This window comes from Microbacterium sp. B19(2022) (assembly GCF_012030385.1).
GTDB classification, from domain to species: domain Bacteria; phylum Actinomycetota; class Actinomycetes; order Actinomycetales; family Microbacteriaceae; genus Microbacterium; species Microbacterium oxydans_B.
Window position 1 is genome coordinate 1 of the sequence record NZ_JAAUVO010000026.1, and the last position, 16845, is coordinate 16845.

Annotated in this window: 16 protein-coding genes; 2 read left to right on the top strand and 14 right to left on the bottom strand. The window is 67.8% G+C overall.

The window, feature by feature from the left end:
* Window positions 1-157 precede the first annotated feature (157 nt).
* The 9 genes from HCX50_RS18000 to hrcA all read right to left on the bottom strand — a co-directional run bounded on the left by HCX50_RS18000 (window position 158) and on the right by hrcA (window position 7806).
* Window positions 158-679 carry an RNA polymerase sigma factor gene (locus HCX50_RS18000; protein ID WP_091036937.1) on the bottom strand — a complete coding sequence of 174 codons (522 nt, stop codon included), beginning with the start codon at window positions 677-679 and terminating at the stop codon, window positions 158-160.
* A gap of 54 nt (window positions 680-733) precedes the next feature.
* A complete protein-coding gene (era, locus tag HCX50_RS18005; protein WP_237682573.1) occupies window positions 734-1630 on the bottom strand; it encodes a GTPase Era in 897 nt (298 codons plus the stop codon).
* A complete protein-coding gene (locus HCX50_RS18010) occupies window positions 1623-2918 on the bottom strand; it encodes a hemolysin family protein (RefSeq protein WP_167635272.1) in 1296 nt (431 codons plus the stop codon). Before HCX50_RS18010 ends, era begins: the two co-directional genes overlap by 8 nt.
* Entirely contained in the window at window positions 2915-3373 is a 459-nt protein-coding gene (gene ybeY / locus HCX50_RS18015) for an rRNA maturation RNase YbeY (RefSeq protein ID WP_029261717.1), read from the bottom strand. Before ybeY ends, HCX50_RS18010 begins: the two co-directional genes overlap by 4 nt.
* Window positions 3370-4395, bottom strand: coding sequence for a PhoH family protein (locus tag HCX50_RS18020; protein WP_237682577.1), 1026 nt, complete (start codon window positions 4393-4395; stop codon window positions 3370-3372). Before HCX50_RS18020 ends, ybeY begins: the two co-directional genes overlap by 4 nt.
* Before the next feature lie 79 nt (window positions 4396-4474).
* Window positions 4475-4825 carry an HIT domain-containing protein gene (locus tag HCX50_RS18025; protein WP_167635273.1) on the bottom strand — a complete coding sequence of 117 codons (351 nt, stop codon included), beginning with the start codon at window positions 4823-4825 and terminating at the stop codon, window positions 4475-4477.
* Between the two features lie 64 nt (window positions 4826-4889).
* Complete coding sequence (locus HCX50_RS18030) at window positions 4890-5618, bottom strand: 16S rRNA (uracil(1498)-N(3))-methyltransferase (protein ID WP_167635274.1); 729 nt, start codon at window positions 5616-5618, stop codon at window positions 4890-4892.
* A gap of 2 nt (window positions 5619-5620) precedes the next feature.
* Window positions 5621-6736, bottom strand: a complete 1116-nt coding sequence (gene dnaJ / locus HCX50_RS18035; RefSeq protein WP_091036950.1) for a molecular chaperone DnaJ — start codon at window positions 6734-6736, stop codon at window positions 5621-5623.
* Window positions 6737-6774: 38 nt separating this feature from the next.
* A complete protein-coding gene (gene hrcA, locus HCX50_RS18040; RefSeq protein WP_091036953.1) occupies window positions 6775-7806 on the bottom strand; it encodes a heat-inducible transcriptional repressor HrcA in 1032 nt (343 codons plus the stop codon).
* A 103-nt stretch (window positions 7807-7909) separates the two neighbouring features.
* Between hrcA and HCX50_RS18045 the strand changes: the two genes are divergently transcribed.
* Window positions 7910-9328 carry a carboxylesterase/lipase family protein gene (locus HCX50_RS18045; protein WP_237682574.1) on the top strand — a complete coding sequence of 473 codons (1419 nt, stop codon included), beginning with the start codon at window positions 7910-7912 and terminating at the stop codon, window positions 9326-9328.
* A 19-nt stretch (window positions 9329-9347) separates the two neighbouring features.
* Here HCX50_RS18045 and hemW read toward each other — a convergent pair whose 3' ends face one another.
* The 5 genes from hemW to HCX50_RS18070 all read right to left on the bottom strand — a co-directional run bounded on the left by hemW (window position 9348) and on the right by HCX50_RS18070 (window position 15499).
* On the bottom strand, window positions 9348-10565 hold the full coding sequence (gene hemW, locus HCX50_RS18050) for a radical SAM family heme chaperone HemW (protein ID WP_167635276.1): 1218 nt from the start codon (window positions 10563-10565) through the stop codon (window positions 9348-9350).
* Window positions 10565-11218, bottom strand: coding sequence for a DUF1990 family protein (locus tag HCX50_RS18055; protein ID WP_091036961.1), 654 nt, complete (start codon window positions 11216-11218; stop codon window positions 10565-10567). The genes hemW and HCX50_RS18055 overlap by 1 nt, the downstream gene beginning before the upstream one ends.
* 91 nt (window positions 11219-11309) lie before the next feature.
* The gene (locus HCX50_RS18060; RefSeq protein WP_091036964.1) at window positions 11310-11795 is read right to left on the bottom strand and encodes a DUF1990 family protein; all 486 of its coding nucleotides are present in this window, start codon (window positions 11793-11795) and stop codon (window positions 11310-11312) included.
* 3 nt (window positions 11796-11798) lie between these two features.
* Window positions 11799-13652 carry a translation elongation factor 4 gene (gene lepA / locus HCX50_RS18065; RefSeq protein ID WP_091036967.1) on the bottom strand — a complete coding sequence of 618 codons (1854 nt, stop codon included), beginning with the start codon at window positions 13650-13652 and terminating at the stop codon, window positions 11799-11801.
* Window positions 13653-13768: 116 nt separating this feature from the next.
* Window positions 13769-15499, bottom strand: a complete 1731-nt coding sequence (locus HCX50_RS18070) for an ABC transporter family substrate-binding protein (protein WP_167381658.1) — start codon at window positions 15497-15499, stop codon at window positions 13769-13771.
* Between the two features lie 365 nt (window positions 15500-15864).
* Here HCX50_RS18070 and HCX50_RS18075 point away from each other — a divergent pair, with 365 nt between their 5' ends.
* A complete protein-coding gene (locus HCX50_RS18075; protein ID WP_091036971.1) occupies window positions 15865-16845 on the top strand; it encodes an ABC transporter permease in 981 nt (326 codons plus the stop codon).

Sequence of the window (16845 nt, forward strand, 5' to 3'; positions counted from 1 at the left end):
AAGAGACAGGTCTGCGCCCGACGCCGCTTCGGTGCGATATCGCTGCGGAGGATGCGGTCACGGGTCGCGAGAGCACGGGCATCGGGTGGCGCGTCGCGTGGGGTCGGTGCGGGGTCGGCCTCGATCAGCATCCGCTCGAGCACGGCGTTGTCAGTCATCACCCGTTGTCCGCCCCCTCCAGGCCCAGCTCGTCGCGCAGACGTCCCCGCGCGACGCCCAGCGTCTTTCGTACTCGGGACTCAGAAGCGCGCAGCAATTCCGCGATCTCCCCCACCGCGAGTCCATCCCAGTACGTGAGCATGATGATACGCCGTTGAAGTGGAGTGAGGACACCCAAAGCTCGAATGACCTCGCGGCGACCCGTCAGCCCCGGCTGTTCGTCGCCGCCGGACACTCCGCTGTGCACGGCGTCGAGGGCGCCGTTCGGCGTCGATGATCGACGGGAACGAGAGCGCAGACGCCGGTCGGCGGCGCGAAGCAGCCAGACCCGACCGGGCGGACGCGCGGGCCTGAGCCGGGACCAGGCGGACAGGAACACCTCCGAGACGATCTCTGTGACTTCCGCCTCGTCGCCGACCACTCCCTCGATGTGGTGTCGTACCGCCGCCCAGTGAGCGTCGAAAACTTGCGTGAAGACCTCGTTCCGCAGCGGATTCGGGTCATCGCTGCGGAAGTTCATGTCTCCGGGGTCGGCGGCCTTCCCGCCGCCATCGACGTGCGACCCGGCCTCATGTCAGAAGCCGAGCCTGCCGAGCTGCTTCGGATCGCGCTGCCATTCCTTCGCCACCTTGACATGCAGGCCCAGGAACACCCGGGTGCCGATCAGCGCCTCGATGCCGACGCGGGCTCGCGCCCCGACCTCGCTGAGCCGCTTGCCCTTGTGTCCGATGATGATCGCCTTCTGGCTGTCGCGCTCGACGACGATCGAGGCGTGCACGTCGGTGAGATCGGTGCCCTCGCGCGGCGCGATGTCGTCGATCACGACCGCGATCGAGTGCGGAAGCTCATCGCGGACGCCCTCGAGAGCCGCCTCCCGGATCATCTCGGCGATGCGGTCCTCCTGCGACTCGTCGGTCGTGATGCCTTCCGGATACAGGGCGGGTCCCTTCGGCATCAGCAGGAGGATCTCGTCGGACAGAACCTCGAGCTGGTCCCTCGTCAACGCCGAGAGCGGGATGACCGCGGACCAGTCCTCGCGCAACGCATCGACCTCCAGCAGACGCTCGGTGATCTCGTCGCGCGCCGCAGCATCGGTCTTCGTCACGATCGCGATCTTCTTGGCACGCGGATAGCCGTCGAGCGACGCGGCGATGCGGCGATCGCCCGGGCCCACCTTCTCGTTCGCGGGCACGCAGAAACCGATGACGTCGACGTCGCCGAGCACCTGCTCGACCAGGTCGTTCAGTCGCTCACCGAGCAGCGTCCTCGGCTTGTGGATGCCGGGGGTGTCGACGATGACGAGCTGCCCCTCGGGGCGATTCATGATGCCGCGGATCGCTCGACGCGTGGTCTGGGGCTTCTCGCTGGTGATGGCGATCTTCTCGCCGACGAGCGCATTCGTCAGCGTCGACTTGCCGACGTTGGGGCGGCCGACGAAGGTCACGAACCCGCTTCGGGTGTCGTCAGTCATCGTGTCGATCTCCTTCATCCTGCGAAGCGCCAGGGTCTCCTGCCGCACGTTCCACGAACACCGTCGCGATCCCCCGGCCTCGACCGCGAGAGGCTCCACCGGTGAGGACCAGGCCCTCCACCGTCGCCGTCGCACCGGGTTGCGGGACCTGTCCCAGCGCCTTGCCGAGCAGACCGCCGATCGAGTCGACGTCCTCGTCCTCGAGTTCGAGACCGAAGAGGTCGCCCACGTCCTCGAGGGAGAGACGGGCACTCACGCGGTAACGTCCGTGACCGAGATCGACGAACTCTGCGGATACTTGATCGTACTCGTCTGAGATCTCGCCGACGAGCTCCTCGATCAGATCCTCCAGGGTGACGAGGCCGGAGATGCCGCCGTGCTCGTCGATCACGAGGCACACGTGCACGGCGTCGCGCTTCATCTGCTGCAGGAGGGTCTCAGCGCGCATCGACTCGGGCACGAAGGTCGCCGGTCGCGCGATCGGCCGGATGGATGCAGCGCGCCAGGCGCTGTCGTCACGGTACGCGAACTGCACGAGGTCCTTGAGGTACAGCACACCCACGACGTCATCGGCGTCATCGTCCACGACGGGCATCCGGGAGACGCCGCGGTTCAGGAACAGCGACATCGCCTCATCCGTCCTCGCGCTGGCATCGACGGTCACCATCTCCGTGCGCGGCACCATGACGGCGCGGACGAACTGGTCGGTGAAGTCGAACACCGAGTGGATGAGGTCGCGGTCGTCCTCCTCGATCAGATCGTTCGACGCGGCCTCATCGACCATGCTGAGCAGCTGGTCCTCACTGGCGAAGGAGCTGCGGCCCGTGCCGGGCGTCACCTTGTTGCCCAGCACGACGAGTCCCTGCGCGAGCGGTCCGAGGAAGATGCGGAGCCCGCGCACGATCGAGGCGGTGCCGCGGATCATGCCCTCGGCGTGCTGGCGTCCGAACGACCGTGGACTCGCGCCGACGAGCACGAAGGTGATCGCCGTCATCAGCAGCGCGGCGGCGAGCATCGCCCACCAGTTGTTGTCGATGAGCATCGTGAACGCGACCGTCACCAGCACCGCAGCGGTCACCTCAGCGAGCACGCGGATGAACGCGACCGCGTTGACGTGCGCGTCGAGATCGGCGGCGATGCGACCGAGCGCCTTGGCCCGGCGGCCCTCGGTCGCCATGTCGGCGAGATTGGCTCGGGAGGCGACACCGTAGGCGGCGTCGATCGCCGCCATGAGACCGCCGAACGCCACCAGCAGGACGGCGGCGATGAGAAGGAGGGCGGCCGTCATCGGCGACGTTCAGCCGCGGCGAAGCCCTGGATCAGTTCCTTCTGCAGTCCGAACATCTCACGCTCCTCGTCGGGCTCGGCGTGATCGAATCCGAGAAGGTGGAGAAGGCCGTGGGTGGTGAGCAGGATCAGCTCGTCCATCAGCGTGTGGCGCGCGGCCTGAGCCTGCGCCTCCGCCACCTGCGGGCACAGCACGATGTCGCCGAGGAGCCCGGGGGCCGTGGGGCGGTCCTCCGTACCCGGACGCAGCTCGTCCATCGGGAAACTGAGCACATCGGTGGGACCGGGCTCATCCATCCACTGCACATGAAGAGCTTCCATGGCGCCCTCGTCGACGAGGACGATCGCAACCTCGGCATCCGGGCTGACGTGCAGCTGCGCCAGGTTGTAGTCCGTGAGGCGCTGGAGCACGGTCTCGTCGACGTCGATGGCCGACTCGTTGTTGATCTCGATCATGAGAGTCCTCGTTTCGGCATGCGGTCACGTGGTCCGGGGCGCTGCGCTCCCCTGCGGTCGGCGCGGTTCGCGAACTCCGCCGCCTGTTCGCGCTCGAAGCGCTGCGCGGAGCGCTTCTCGTCGAACTCGCTGTAGGCGTCGACGATGCGTCCGACCAGCGAGTGGCGAACGACGTCGTCGCTGGTGAGCCGCGAGAAGTGGATGTCGTCGATACCGTCGAGCACGCGCGTAACCAGACGGAGTCCGGAGGAGCCCTGCGGAAGGTCGACCTGGGTGATGTCGCCCGTCACGACCATGCGCGTGCCGAAGCCGAGGCGCGTGAGGAACATCTTCATCTGCTCGGGCGTGGTGTTCTGCGCCTCGTCGAGCACCACGAACGAATCGTTCAGCGTGCGTCCGCGCATGTACGCGAGCGGCGCGACCTCGATCGTCCCTGTCGCCATGAGGCGCGGAACGATCTCGGGGTCCATCATCTCGTTGAGCGCGTCGTACAGCGGCCGCAGGTACGGATCGATCTTGTCGGTCAGCGTGCCGGGAAGGAACCCGAGTCGCTCCCCCGCCTCGACGGCGGGACGGGTGAGGATGATGCGCGTGACTTCCTTGCGCTGCAGCGCCTGGACGGCCTTGGCCATCGCGAGGTAGGTCTTGCCGGTACCGGCAGGGCCGATGCCGAAAACGATCGTGTTCTCCTCGATCGCGTCGACGTACTCCTTCTGCCCGAGGGTCTTGGGACGGATCACCTTGCCGCGAGTGGTCAGGATCGCCTCTCCCAGCACCTCACTCGGACGGGGACCGCCCTCTTGGCGCAGCATGCGGGCCGAGCTGGAGACGTCGCTCGGAGCCAGGTCATGGCCGGCTCTGGTCATGGCGAGCAGCTCTTCGACCAGCGCCTTGGCCTTTGCGACAGCATCCACGTCGCCGCCGAGAGTGATCTCGTTGCCGCGCACGAGCACCTGGACGTCAGGGTGCTCCTTCTCGAGCATCCGCAGCAGGCGGTCCTGTGGTCCGAGCAGCTGCACCATGGCGACGCCGTCGGCATAGATCTTCTCGACCGCCTCGGGCGGTCGACCTCCCAGGCTGCGCTCCTGCGGTTCGTTGTTGTCAGGCACCGACGCTCTTCTCGGTCAATCCCCCGGCCAGCACATGGGCATGGACGTGGAAAACGGTCTGTCCGGCGTTCGCGCCGGTGTTGAAGACGAGGCGGAAGTCGCCGTCGTCGGTGTGCTCCTCGGCCAGCTTCCCGGCGAACGCCACCATCTCGGCCAGCAGGGACGGATCCCCCGCGGCGAGCTCGGTGACATCGCGGTACTCCGCGGTCTTCGGCACCACGAGGAGGTGTACCGGTGCTTGCGGCGCGATGTCACGCAGTGCGAACAGGCGGTCGGTCTCGCCGAGGACCTCGGCAGGGATCTCCCCGTTCAGAATGCGCGTGAAGATCGAGGGTTCCGTCATGCGCTCAAGTCTACTGATCGCCGCGTCCGTGGCGCCCTGGCTCCCTCGACGCCCGGACCAGCGCTCACCAGCGTCCGAGCGCGACCGACAGCACGGCGATCGCCGCCGGGCCCGCGGTCGAGGTCCGCAGCACAGTGTCGCCCAGGAGCACCCTTTCGGCGCCCGCGGCCGTCAGCCGGTCGAGCTCCTCCTCGGCGATCCCGCCTTCGGGCCCCACGACCAGCACCAGATCGCGACCGTCGGCCGTGATCTCGGAAAGACGCACGGAAGCCGTGGGGTCGAGGAGCAGCACCCGCTGCGAAGACGCCCGCTCGGCGAGCTGCTTCGTCGACACCGGTGCGATGACCCCGGGCAGCCAGGCCCGATGGGCCTGCTTCGCGGCCTCGCGCACGATGGTCGCCCATCGCTCGCGCCCCTTGACGGCCTTCGGCCCCTCCCAGCGGGAGACGCTACGGCTCGCCTGCCACGGCACGATCTCGTCGACGCCGAGCTCGCACGCCGCCTGCACGGCCAGCTCGTCGCGGTCGCCCTTCGCGAGAGCTTGGACCAGGACGATCCGTGGGCTCGGAGCCGGATGCTCGACGCGGTCGGAGATCCGGACCTCGACCCGGGTCGGGGACACCTCTTCGGCCGCACCCGTCAGCCACACGCCCGCGCCGTCGCCGACCGTGACCGGCTCGCCGACGCGCAGCCGCCGGACGACAGCGGCATGCTTCGCCTCCGCGCCCGTCAGCGACACGAGGTCGCCGACGCCCGCATCCGTCGACGACTCGACCACGAAGTGCAGTGCCATGATCAGTGGCTGCGGAAACGGTCGCGGAGCTTCGAGAAGAGCCCGGGCTGGAACTGCGCGAGCTGCGGATCCGGAGCCTTGGTCTTCTTCGCGAAGTCCTCGATAAGTGCGCGCTGCGCGGAGTCCAGCCGGGTAGGCGTCAGCACCTGCACACCGACGCGAAGGTCTCCGCGCTGGGTGCCCCGGAGCGGGGTGATGCCCCGCCCCTTGATGGTCAGCACATCCCCGGACTGCACGCCGGAACGGATCTCGAGGTCGACCTCGCCGTCGAGCCCCTGGATCGTGGTCTCGGTGCCGAGGATCGCATCGGTCATCGACACCTCGAGCGTGGCGAGCAGGTCGTCGCCCTCGCGGCTGAAGGCGGGATGCGCGTTGACCGTGACCTCGACGTACAGGTCGCCGTTCGGGCCACCCGCCTTGCCGACCTCGCCCGAGCCGGGCAGCTGCAGGCGAAGCCCGGTCTCGACGCCGGCCGGGATGTCGAGCGAGACCGTGCGACGCGAGCGCACGCGGCCCTGGCCGCCGCACGTACCGCACGGGTACGGGATGGTGGTGCCGTAGCCCTCGCACGTGCCGCAGGGCTGAGAGGTGACGACGTTGCCGAGCAGGCTGCGCACCTGACGCTGCACGTGGCCGGAGCCGCCGCAGATGTCGCAGGTGACGGGGGACGTCCCCTCCTGGCAGCAGGACCCCTGACATGTCTCGCACAGTACGGCGGTGTCGACGTCGATGTCGCGGTGCGCACCGAAGACGACGTCACCGAGGTCGAGCGTGACACGCACGAGAGCGTCCTGTCCGCGCTCCCGGCGCGAACGGGGTCGCGCCCCGCGTCCGCCGCCCTGGGAGGCGCCGAAGAACGTCTCGAAGATGTCGCCGAACCCGCCGAATCCGCCGAAGTTGCCGGCAGCGCCGTCTCCTCCGCCCATGTCGTAGCGGCGCCGCGACTCATCGTCGCTCAGCACGTCATACGCGTGCGTGACGAGCTTGAACTTCTCCGCCGCATCCTCACCGGGATTCACATCCGGATGCAGCTGTCGCGCGAGGCGCCGATACGCCTTCTTGATCTCGTCGGTGGAAGCGTCTCGGGACACCCCGAGAACCTCATAGTGGTCCGCCACAATCGCCTTTCTGCGTGTGTCTTCCGGTCGCGACCGCGTCAGCGGCCGGCCTCGTCTTCGTCGAGCATCCGCGACAGGTAGCGGGCGACCGCCCGCGCCGCCGCGAGATTGCTCGGATAATCCATCCGCGTCGGCCCCATCACGCCGACGCGCGCGGTGCCGCTGGGTGCCGCGTAGTTGCTGGCGACGATCGATGCCTCGCCGAGGCCGAACGGCGCGTTCTCGGTGCCGATGCTGGCCGCGAGCCCGTGCTCGTCGGTCACCATCTCACTCATCAGCCGCAACAGGGTCACCTGCTCCTCGATCGCCTCGAGGAGCGGATGGATGCTGCCGCGGAAGTCCTGTTCGCGACGGGCCAGGGTGGCTGCTCCCGCCATCACCAGACGCTCTTGGCGGAAACCGCTGAGCTCGTCCATGACGACGCTCGCGATCGCGCGCAGCACGTGATCCTTCGGCGCGTCCTGAACGGCGAGCAGTGCCTGCAGACGGTCGGAGGCCTCGCCGATGCCGTGACCGGTGATCAAGGCGGCCATGCGCGCGCGCAGCACCGCCATCTCGGCCTCGTCGATGGCCTCCGGCAGCTGGGCCACGCGTTGCGACACACCACCGGCATCGGTGACCAGCACGATCAGGAGTCGGTTGGGCGCCAGCGCGACCAGCTCGACGTGGGTGACGTGAGCCCGTGCGAACGAGGGGTACTGCGCGAGCGCGACCTGACCGGTGAGCTGCGTCAGCACACGCACCGTGCGCACCATCAGGTCGTCGAGGTCGGCGGGCTCGCCGAGGAACGACTCGATCGCCGAGCGCTGCGCCGACGAGAGCGGTCGCAGCTGTGCCAGGTGGTTCACGAAGACGCGGTAGCCCTTGTCGGTCGGCACCCGACCGGACGAGGTGTGCGGAGCCGTGATGAGCTCTTCATCCTCGAGCAGCGCCATGTCGTTGCGGATCGTCGCCGCCGAGACCCCGAAGGAGTGCCGGTCGACGATGGAACGGCTGCCGACGGGTTCGTGGGTCTCGACGTAGTCCTGCACGATCGCGCGGAGAACCTGGAGTCCTCGCTCTGTGACCATCACCCTTCCCTTCCGCTGGCACTCGGACGTTCAGAGTGCCAATCCTACCCCGTGCAGCTCGGGATTCTCCGTACCGCGGACGCACGACCCTAGGATGACGCTCATGACCCCCTCACCTCAGGCCACGCTGTCGACCGGCGCTGTGCGCGGTTCCGAAGAGGAGGGTGTCGCCCGGTTCCTCGGCATCCCCTATGCGCAGCCTCCGTTCGGCGAGAACCGGTTCCGCGCCCCGCAGCCGGTGCCGGCGTGGGAGGGCATCCGTGAGGCGACGCAGTTCGGCCCCACCGCTCCCCAGCTCCCCTACGCCGGCGCGATCGGCGAGCTCCTCGGCTCGGTGCGCATCGACGGGGAAGACATCCTCACGGCCAACGTCTGGGCTCCGGTCGGGGCCTCCGCGGCGCCGGTGCTCCTATGGATCCACGGCGGCGCGCTGGAACGCGGAACCGCCGCGCTGCCCCTCTACGACGGCACCGTCTTCGCGAAGGCGGGGATCGTGTTCGTCTCGATCAACTACCGTCTGGGGTCGGAGGGGTTCTCGGTACTCGACGGCGCACCCCGGAACCTGGGTCTGCGCGACGCCGCTGCCGCGTTGGAGTGGGTGCATCGCGAGATCTCCGCCTTCGGAGGCGATCCGGCGCAGATCACCGCGATGGGGGAATCCGCAGGCGGGGCGATCCTCGCCGGGCTTCTCGCACGAGACGCTTCCCGCGAGCTGATCCATCGCGCCATCATCGAATCCGGGCCACTCACGGCACAGCCGGTGAAGAAGGCGGGTCGGGTGACCGCACAGCTCGCGAAGCACCTCGGTGTCCGGGCCGACCGTGACTCGTTCGCCGCGCTCTCACCCGATCAGCTGCTCGAAGCGCGAAAGGCACAGTCGGCCGGATCCTCGCCGCTGGGCGGAGCTCCCGGCTTCCAGTTCGCCATCGACCCGGACAGCCTGCCCCGCTCTCCGCACGAGGTGCTCGGCGAGATCGAGACTCCGCTCCTGATCGGCAGCAACACCGACGAGTACCGGTTGTGGTTCCCGCCCGAGGCTCTGGCCGGCATCAGCGAGCTGAAGCTGCAGGCCGCACGGATCCTCTCCCGCATCCCTCGTCGAGCAGTGCGCGAGTATCGCTCGGCCTTCCCCGGGGCGAGCACCGGCGAGGTGTTCGGGCAGCTCGTCACGGACATGATGCTGCGAGGGCCGTTGAGTCGTGTGGCGGCAATGCGACCGGAGCGCACGCATGTGTACGAATTCGCGTGGCCGAGTCCGGTTCGCGATCTGCGCGCCGCGCATGCACTCGAACTCGGGTTCGTGTTCGATCGGCTCACGGACGACGAGACGGTGCGGCTGGCGGGCCGCGACGCCCCGCAGACGCTCGCCGACGAGATGAACGCGGCCTGGGTCGGATTCGTCACGAACGGCGACCCCGGCTGGCCGGCGTACGGGTCCGGCCGACAGACGCGGGTCTTCGACACCACCAGCGCGACGCTGCCGCAGCGGCGGACCACCGGCATGGATCTGCTCCCGGGGTGAGCCCGACCGGCGCGGGCGCTCAGTCGGTGAGCTCGCGCACCACGGCATCGGCGAGGAGTCGTCCGCGCAGAGTCAGCTGGACACGGCCGCGGATGGCTGCGGCCGGGTCCACGAGCCCGTCGGCGATCAGTCCGGCGACGCGGTTGCGGTTGGCGGTGGGCACCTCGTCGATCGCGATCCCCTCGCGGATGCGGCTCAGCAGCAGGATCCGCTCCAGCGTCCGGGACTCGGCGTCCGGTCGTTCCGTGCCCGCGGCGGGTGACTCGGATGCCGCGAGCCGCTGTGCGTATGCCGCCGGATGCTTCACGTTCCACCAGCGCAGCCCGGCGACGTGGCTGTGCGCGCCGGGGCCGAAGCCCCACCAGTCACTCCCGCGCCAGTACGCGAGATTGTGCCGCGACCGCTGCTCGGGCGTGCGTGCCCAGTTGCTGACCTCGTACCAGTCGAAGCCCCCCGCCGCGAGACGGGCGTCGGCGAGCTCGTACATGTCGGCCTGCACGTCGTCGTCGGGGGTCGGAACCTCTCCACGGCGGATCTGGCGAGCGAGCTTCGTGCCGTCCTCGATGATCAGCGCGTACGCGGAGACGTGGTCGGACTCCAGCGCGAGCGCCGCGTCGAGCGAGGCTTCCCAGTCGGCGAGCGACTCCCCCGGCGCCCCGTAGATCAGATCGACACTGACCGCGAGACCCGCGTCCTTCGCCGCGGCGACCGCGGTGGTCACGTTCTCGGGCCGGTGCGTGCGGTCGAGGGAGGCGAGCACGTGCGGCACGGACGACTGCATGCCGACCGACATCCGCGTGACACCGGCAGCGGCCAGTGTACGCGCGACCGCGGGCGTCACGGTGTCAGGATTCGCCTCCACCGTGACCTCTGCGCCCTCCGCCAGTCCGAAGGCCGAGGTCGCGGCTTCCAGCATCCGGGCGAGATCGCCGGCCGGCAGCAGCGTGGGCGTGCCACCCCCGAAGAAGACGGTGTCCATCGGCCGCAGCGCCCCCGCGCCGGCCAGCACCCGACGGGCGAGGCCGATCTCGGAGATCAGCGTCGATGCGTAGTCCTCCTGCTTGGCTCCGCGGAGCTCGGTCGACGTGTACGTGTTGAAGTCGCAGTAACCGCAGCGCACCGTGCAGAACGGGATGTGCAGGTAGGCCGAGAACGGCACACTCGTGTCGATGGGAAGGTCGTCGGGCAGATGTCCGTCTGCCGGCGCAGGGTCTCCCAGAGGAAGCGGTCCCGCCATCACAGAGGGGTCGCGTACAGCGGGGAGATCGCGCGGAGGTAGCGCGCGAAGAGCTCACGACGACGACGCTTCACGAGTGCAGGCACGGTGCGGTACAGCAGCGCGTGCGGAGCGTCGAAGGCGCGGACGGTGAACCAGACCTCGTCGTTGTCTTCGCGCCAGTCCACGTCGAAGGACTCTTCGCCGCGGACGACGGATCCGCCGACGGTGCCGAGGACGAAGCCGATGCGCCGGGTCTCCTCGGTCACCGAGATCACGCGCAGCTCCGCGTCCGCACGCATGCTGCCGACGCGACCGCGCAGATGAAGAGTCATCCCCGCACCGACGAAGGGCATGCCCTCCGCGTCGTAGCGGGGCTCGACGTCGCGCTTGCTCGGCGCGATCGGGTTGCCCTCCGCGTCGAAGCTCACCCCGGCGTAAGCAGGGCCGGGCGCCGGGCGCACGTCTTCGACCGAGAGTCCGGCCGCGCGCTGCGCCGTCCACGAGAGCAGCGCTTCACCGGCGGTCTGGAAGCGCTCGATGCCGCTGCCGATCCGCCAGGATTCCTCCGCCGGGAGACTGCGCTCCGGCGGGTACTGCATCAGATCGGGCGCGTGGGTCGCACCCACGGCCGCATAGTCCACCGTGTCGTCTCGGAAAGTCCCGCGCCGCATGAGTTCCAGCCTACTTCCCGTTACCTGAGCGAACACCCCCACGCGCCGCACGGCGACACATCTTCGGTCGGCGCACCCGGCCGGTCGAGCGTCACTGCGTGCGGGAAGCCGCCGCTTCGGCCTGCACGATCTTCACGTAGCGCGCATGGGTCGCGCGCTGCACCATCCGCAAGGCAGGACCGAGAACCCGCCAGAGTGCGGTGGAAGGGCAGGAGATGGACCGCGCCGTGAACACACCGTGCTCGTCGATCCGGAACGACTCCTCGCCGTAGATCGGGTGCCCGGGTCGCGTCTCATAGCCGAACCCGCTCTCATCGGCCCAGACGATGCGCACCGGCTCGACGAAGCGGATGCCGAACAGGCGCTTCGCGAGCACACCTTCGAGGCCGGGCATCGGCTCCTGGGGCGGCACCTCGAATCCGGCGCGTCGTTTGAACTCCCACGAGCACACCAACGCCGCGACGGCATCGCGCGCCGCCGGATCGACCACGGTCGAATGCTCGGCGATCCGCATCCCCTCCGGCGCTGTCGCGATCGGATGGCGTGTGATTCCCCGCTCGTATGCCGGCAGCGGCACGTGCTACTTCTTGTCCTTGCCCTCGACGTCGCCCGACAGCGCGGCGATGAACGCCTCCTGGGGGACCTCGACGCGACCGACCATCTTCATGCGCTTCTTGCCCTCCTTCTGCTTCTCGAGGAGCTTGCGCTTGCGGGTGATGTCACCGCCGTAGCACTTGGCGAGCACGTCCTTGCGGATCGCGCGGATCGTCTCTCGGGCGATGATGCGCGCGCCGATCGCGGCCTGGATCGGAACCTCGAACTGCTGGCGAGGGATGAGCTTGCGCAGGCGTTCGGCCATCATCGTGCCGTAGGCATACGCCTTGTCACGGTGGACGATCGAGCTGAACGCGTCGACCTTCTCGCCCTGGAGGAGGATGTCGACCTTGACCAGGTCGGCCTCCTGCTGGCCGGACGGCTCGTAGTCGAGGGAGGCGTAGCCCTGCGTCTTGGACTTCAGCTGATCGAAGAAGTCGAACACGATCTCACCGAGCGGCATGTTGTAGCGCAGCTCGACGCGTTCCTCGGAGAAGTACTCCATGCCGAGCAGCGTTCCGCGGCGGGACTGGCACAGCTCCATGACGGTGCCGACGTAGTCCTTGGGCAGCAGGATCGCCGTCTTCACCATCGGTTCCGACACGGAGCCGATGCGACCGTCGGGGTACTCGCTCGGGTTCGTCACCGTCACGGTCTCGCCCGTATCGCTGGTGAGCACCTCGTAGATCACGCTGGGTGCGGTCGTGATGAGGTCAAGGCCGAACTCGCGCTCGAGACGCTCGGTGATGATCTCGAGGTGCAGGAGTCCCAGGAATCCGCAGCGGAATCCGAATCCGAGGGCGACGGATGTCTCAGGCTCGTATGCGAGGGAGGCATCGGAGAGCTTCAGCTTGTCAAGCGCCTCGCGGAGTTCCGCGTAGTCGCTGCCGTCGATCGGGTACAGCCCCGAGAAGACCATGGGCTTCGGGTCCGTGTATCCGGGGAGAGCCTGGGTCGAGGGCCTGCGTGCCGTGGTGATCGTGTCACCGACCTTCGACAGACGGACATCCTTCACTCCGGTGATCAGGTACCCCACCTCGCCGACGCCGAGTCCCTTGGAGGGCACGGGCTCGGGGCTGGACACGCCGACCTCGAGCGCCTCGTGGGTGGCGCCCGTCGACATCATCTGAATGCGCTCTCGCGGCGAGAGGCTGCCGTCGACCATGCGGACATAGGTGACGACACCGCGGTAGGCGTCGTAGACCGAGTCGAAGATCATGGCGCGCGCGGGAGCGTCGGCGTCGCCGACGGGCGCGGGGATCTCCTTGACGAGGCGGTCGAGCAGCTCCTCGACGCCGACGCCGGTCTTGCCCGAGACACGGAGCACGTCCTCGGGCTTGCCGCCGATGAGGGATGCGAGTTCCTTCGCGTACTTCTCGGGATCGGCGGCCGGTAGGTCGATCTTGTTGAGCACCGGGATGATGTGGAGGTCGTTCTCCAGCGCCAGGTAGAGGTTCGCCAGCGTCTGGGCTTCGATGCCCTGCGCCGCGTCCACGAGCAGGATCGCGCCTTCGCACGCCGCGAGCGAGCGCGAGACCTCGTAGGTGAAGTCGACGTGACCCGGGGTGTCGATCATGTTCAGGGCGACGGTCTGGCCGTCGAGCTGCCACGGCATGCGCACGGCCTGGCTCTTGATGGTGATGCCGCGCTCGCGCTCGATGTCCATGCGGTCGAGGTACTGCGCCCGCATGTCGCGATCCGAGACGACACCGGTGATCTGGAGCATCCGGTCGGCGAGGGTGGACTTGCCGTGGTCGATGTGGGCGATGATGCAGAAATTGCGGATCTGCGCAGCCGGCGTCGAGGCAGGCTGAAGAGGTGTGAGAGCGCGTGGGGACATGTCCCCTCGATTCTACGGTCAGGCGGCGGCAATCCCCGATTCGCGTGATGCGACACCGGGGAAAGCACACTGGGCGGCCCCCGAAGGGACCGCCCAGTGTGTGATGCGAACGGGGCTTACTTGGCCCAGCCCACGTTCTGCCAGAAGTTCGTGCCGGTGGTCGACTCGAACTGCGAGGGACCGTAGTTCACGAGACCGTCGGCGATCGCGTACTGGTTCGGACGTGCCGCCAGGGGGATCGTCACAGCTTCGCTCATGATGATCTTGTCGATCTCCTTCGCGATCTCGAGACGTGCCTCGGGGTCGAGCTCGGCGTTGGCCTTCGTCCACAGACCGTCCAGACGCTCATCCGCGACGCCGGGGAAGTTCTGACCCGAGTCTGCCGGGCTGAAGATCGACTCCGTCGAGGAGATCGGGAACGGCGTACCCTGCCACGCGAAGATCGTCGCCTCGAAGTCACGCGTCTCCGTCGTGATGTACTTCGTGAAGAAGTCCGCCGACGGGACGGTGTCGATCTTGACGTCGAAGCCCGCCTTGGCGGCCATCGGCTGGATCTGCTGCGAGAGGATCGCCGAGTTCGGGGTCTCCGAGGGGATCACGAGGCGAACGGTCAGCTTGGTGCCGTCCTTCTCGCGGATGCCCTTGTCGCCCTCGACCCAGCCGGCGTCTTCCAGCTGCTTCTTCGCGGCGTCGACGTCGAACGCGATGTCCGCGCCGTCGTCTTCGTAGCCGTTCTGACCGTTGAGGAAGATGAGGTTGTTGAGGACCTCGGGCTCGACGCCCAGCGGCTCGATGACTGCCTGAGCCATGATCTGGCGGTCGAGCGACTTCGCGAAGGCCTGACGGACGGCGACGTCTTCGAACACGCCGGCGGTGCCGTTGAGCGTGACGTGGCTGTACGTGACACCCTTCGAGTTCAGGATCTCGGAGTCGGAGCGTGCCTTCGCGGACTCGAGCGTGTCGACGCTGGAGTTGATCGGAATGGCGTCGAACTCCTTGTTGGCGAACGCCTGTCCGACGGTCGAGCGGTCTGTCGCCTTGTAGTTGATCGTGTCGAGCTTCGGCTTGTCGCCCCACCACTTCGGGTTCGGCTCGAACGTGATCGTCTTGCCGGTCGCGTCGAACTTGCTCACGATGAACGGACCGCCCGAGACGTACGTCGAGCCGTCAGCAGCGAACGGGCCGTTCGCCCATGCCGTGTTGAAGCTCTCCGGCGTCGCCGTGAGCCAGCGGGGGTAGATCGTGCCGGTGCCGAGGATGGAAGGCCAGTCGGCGTTCTTGTTCGCGAACGTGATCAGCACGTCCTGGTCGTTCTCGCCGGCCTCGACGGAGGCGACGTCGGACCAGACGTTGGTGGACGTCGGGGCGTATGCCTCGGTCTTGCCGTTGAGCGCATTGAACTGGCCCTGGAAGTCCTGCACACCGATGGGGGTGCCATCGGACCAGACGGCGTCAGGGTTGACCTTGACCTCGACGACCTGAGGGTCCTCGCTCTTCAGCTCGACCGACGTGGCGAAGTTCGGGTCGGCTTCCCAGCCGCCGTCCTCGTTGATGACCACGAAGCCGGGGGTGAACAGGCTCGAGATCGTGTTGTCGTCGACGGTGCCGGCATCGAGGTTGTAGAGGTTCCAGTTGGCCGGCGTCTCGTCGAGCGGCAGGTTCAGCGTGCCGCCGTCCTTGATGGCGTCGCGGTCAGCGGCGACCCAGCCGGTCGCGGGAAGCGCCTCGGGCGAGGAACCGCCGTCCCCCTCGTTTCCGCCGTTCGTGGCGGGCGCGCACGCAGAGAGCGCCAGCGCGACCGCGGCGATCCCGGCGAGACCCGCCCATTTCTTGGAGTTCGACTTCATCGATCTCCCCCTTCTATCGTTTCGTGCAGACTGCACAGGACTCGTCCGAGCCGGTACCGAAGACAGCGACCGGCTATGGAGCAACATCATCGATGATCGCCCCGTACACCGGCATGTCAGGCACGTGTTGTCCGGATCGTTACCTAGTTGTCGTTGAAGTCACATGGTCGCACGACTGAAACGGGGTCGCGTCCGCGCTGACACCGCGTCGCGTCGGCCCGATCACCATGAACGTGGCACCATAGGGAGCCTGCCGGCGATCGAAGAGGATATGCCGGAGTTTTGGAAAGCGGGACTCGGGTGCCTAGAGTAGCGAGGCCGCAACAGATGTCGGGTGCGCGGCGATCCCGCGCCGAAGGAGCTCCATGATCGGATTCATCGCCAAGCGATTGGTGAACTATCTCATCCTCACCGTCATCGCCACCCTGGCCGGTTACGCGCTCGTCTCCACCACTCTTCAGCCGGCGGCACGGTTCCTCGGCAAGAATCCCCCGGTCCCGCAGTCCAGCATCGACGCGGCGCTCGACAAGATGGGCGTCAATCCCGACGTCTCTCTGCTTCAGCGCATGTGGGACTGGCTCGTCCAGTTCGTGACGACCGGCTCCCTCGGAATCTCGACGCGCAGCACCGAGGTCACGGCCGACATCATCGAACGTGCCGGCACCAGCCTGCGACTGCTCATCATCGGCACCATCCTGGGCGCGGTCTTCGGCATCCTGCTCGGCGTGTGGGGAGCCATCCGGCAGTACCGCGCGAGCGATCAGATCATCACCTACGCGTCGTTCACCGTGCTCGCGACGCCGATCTTCGTGATCGCGGTCCTCCTCATGATCGGCGCGACCTGGGTCAACAACGCGTCCGGCCAGCAGCTCATCAACTTCACCGGCGAGTACAGCGTCGGGGTCACCGGGTTCTGGCCCGTCATAGGCGATCGAATAGCGCATCTGCTGCTGCCCACGATCGCGCTCACCGTGACCGCGGCAGCCTCCTACTCCCGGTATCAGCGCAGCGCGATGCTCGATGTGCTCTCCTCGGACTTCATCCGGACGGCACGTGCGAAGGGACGCACCCGCGGATCCGCCATCATGCGTCACGGCGTGCGCGTCGCCCTGATCCCCATGTCGACCTTCTTCGCCTACTCGTTCGGCACCATCCTGGCTGGCGCGGCGGTGACCGAGAAGATCTTCAGCTGGCACGGCATGGGCGAATACCTCATCGACTCCGTGTCGAACAACGACATCAACGCCGCGACCGGGTCCATCCTGTTCGCCGCGATCCTGGTGCTCATCGCGGGCACGCTGGCCGACGTCCTCTACGCGGCCCTCGACCCCCGAGTGAGGATGTGA

What these genes read in the sequence shown, in the direction of transcription:
- HCX50_RS18070 (WP_167381658.1), bottom strand. Translation starts at nt 15,499, where the DNA reads ATGAAGTCGAACTCCAAGAAATGGGCGGGTCTCGCCGGGATCGCCGCG.
- hrcA (WP_091036953.1), bottom strand. Translation starts at nt 7,806, where the DNA reads ATGGTCACAGAGCGAGGACTCCAGGTTCTCCGCGCGATCGTGCAGGAC.
- HCX50_RS18030 (WP_167635274.1), bottom strand. Translation starts at nt 5,618, where the DNA reads ATGGCACTGCACTTCGTGGTCGAGTCGTCGACGGATGCGGGCGTCGGC.
- HCX50_RS18075 (WP_091036971.1), top strand. Translation starts at nt 15,865, where the DNA reads ATGATCGGATTCATCGCCAAGCGATTGGTGAACTATCTCATCCTCACC.
- HCX50_RS18010 (WP_167635272.1), bottom strand. Translation starts at nt 2,918, where the DNA reads ATGACGGCCGCCCTCCTTCTCATCGCCGCCGTCCTGCTGGTGGCGTTC.
- HCX50_RS18055 (WP_091036961.1), bottom strand. Translation starts at nt 11,218, where the DNA reads ATGCGGCGCGGGACTTTCCGAGACGACACGGTGGACTATGCGGCCGTG.
- HCX50_RS18025 (WP_167635273.1), bottom strand. Translation starts at nt 4,825, where the DNA reads ATGACGGAACCCTCGATCTTCACGCGCATTCTGAACGGGGAGATCCCT.
- era (WP_237682573.1), bottom strand. Translation starts at nt 1,630, where the DNA reads ATGACTGACGACACCCGAAGCGGGTTCGTGACCTTCGTCGGCCGCCCC.
- ybeY (WP_029261717.1), bottom strand. Translation starts at nt 3,373, where the DNA reads ATGATCGAGATCAACAACGAGTCGGCCATCGACGTCGACGAGACCGTG.
- hemW (WP_167635276.1), bottom strand. Translation starts at nt 10,565, where the DNA reads ATGGCGGGACCGCTTCCTCTGGGAGACCCTGCGCCGGCAGACGGACAT.
- HCX50_RS18045 (WP_237682574.1), top strand. Translation starts at nt 7,910, where the DNA reads ATGACCCCCTCACCTCAGGCCACGCTGTCGACCGGCGCTGTGCGCGGT.
- HCX50_RS18000 (WP_091036937.1), bottom strand. Translation starts at nt 679, where the DNA reads ATGAACTTCCGCAGCGATGACCCGAATCCGCTGCGGAACGAGGTCTTC.
- lepA (WP_091036967.1), bottom strand. Translation starts at nt 13,652, where the DNA reads ATGTCCCCACGCGCTCTCACACCTCTTCAGCCTGCCTCGACGCCGGCT.
- HCX50_RS18020 (WP_237682577.1), bottom strand. Translation starts at nt 4,395, where the DNA reads ATGGTGCAGCTGCTCGGACCACAGGACCGCCTGCTGCGGATGCTCGAG.